The organism is Mycobacterium sp. 1245801.1, assembly GCF_001673055.1.
GTDB lineage: Bacteria > Actinomycetota > Actinomycetes > Mycobacteriales > Mycobacteriaceae > Mycobacterium > Mycobacterium europaeum_A.
In genome coordinates, this window is sequence record NZ_LZKY01000381.1 from 1 (window position 1) to 1080 (window position 1080).

Below are 1080 nucleotides of genomic sequence, written 5' to 3' on the forward strand. Positions count from 1 at the left end.
GTGGCGGGAGGCCGACCGGCTCGGCACCCTGGCTTACGGCAACCCTTGCCGCGGCACGGATTCGATCGCGCCGTGGGCCATCGGGCAGATCAAGAAGACCGGCACCCATGGACTGGACCCGTACAAGCGTTACGGCGCCCCCGGGTGCCCGGCGTTGCCGCCGAACTTCATGGATGATTACCGCGAGGGAGACATCTTCGCTGAGAACGGCGACGACCAAGCGAGCCAGTTGAAGGCATCCATCTACCAGGCGGTAGCTCGAGGGGATTTCCTGTCCAACCCGTACGGGGTGATCACGGAGCTGGTGCACCAGCTACCCAACGTCATCTCGTCGAACATCCCGGCGTTGATCACGTTCGGTATCAGCGTGTTTCAGGCGATCGTCAGCGGCATCGTGTTCCTGGCTGATCAGCCGAACCCGCATTACAGCCCGTATGACATTTCGGGCGGACTGGATTGGGTGCGCAACCTTCTTTCGTGACACAATATCAACTACTAGGCGTTAAGGGGTCAAACATGATCAACCTCGATTGGTTCAAAGCTACCGGGCTGCTGGCCGCGTAAGCCTCCCACGCTTCGGTCACCTTGTTCCGGGCCTCATCGGCCGCCTGCTCGCTGGCGAGGCGGGCCTTGACCTCGAGTTCCCGAAGCGCCTGTTCGGATTGCCGTTTACCGTCCGCCCGGCCGCGCCAGGCGCCGATCACGACACCCAGGAATGTGAGCAGTGGGGCGGCGATTGCGCTGACGAGGGCGATCACTTCAGCGGTGCTCATGTCGCCGGCGCGGCATCAGCGGCCGGCGGTTCAGCCGGCACAGCAGCCGCGGCCGGGACCGGGGCGACGGCTGGCACGGGTTCCGCGGCAGGAGCCGGCAGCGGCGGCGGCGCTGGGGTGGCTACTGCGGGCGCCGGGTCGCTGACAGACACCGGGATCCGGTACTCCACAACCTTGTGCAGCACCGCAACTAAGGCGGCGCCGCCGGAAACACCGAGGGCGGCTTTCCAGTCGAGGTGGAACAAGTTGAACACGTCACCACCCGACACACCCAGGAACGCGTGGGATGCGCTCTGCGCGGCCAGCA

2 protein-coding genes and 1 pseudogene are annotated in these 1080 nt (G+C 65.2%); 1 reads left to right on the forward strand and 2 read right to left on the reverse strand.

Annotation, left to right across the window (positions count from 1 at the left end; all coding sequences use genetic code 11):
- Positions 1–481: pseudogene (locus A5622_RS29855) on the forward strand (peptidoglycan-binding protein); the annotation flags it as partial.
- Positions 482–488: 7 nt separating this feature from the next.
- On the opposite strand, the gene A5622_RS24390 reads toward A5622_RS29855, so the two are convergent.
- Positions 489–773: a hypothetical protein gene (locus tag A5622_RS24390; protein WP_066881741.1), complete on the reverse strand. Its 285-nt coding sequence runs from the start codon at positions 771–773 to the stop codon at positions 489–491.
- On the reverse strand, positions 770–1080 hold a 311-nt coding region (locus A5622_RS28660), incomplete at its 5' end, for a holin (RefSeq protein ID WP_197508088.1). The genes A5622_RS28660 and A5622_RS24390, both read right to left, overlap by 4 nt.

Coding starts and splice junctions, on each gene's coding strand:
- A5622_RS24390 (WP_066881741.1), bottom strand. CDS start 773: ATGAGCACCGCTGAAGTGATCGCCCTCGTCAGCGCAATCGCCGCCCCA.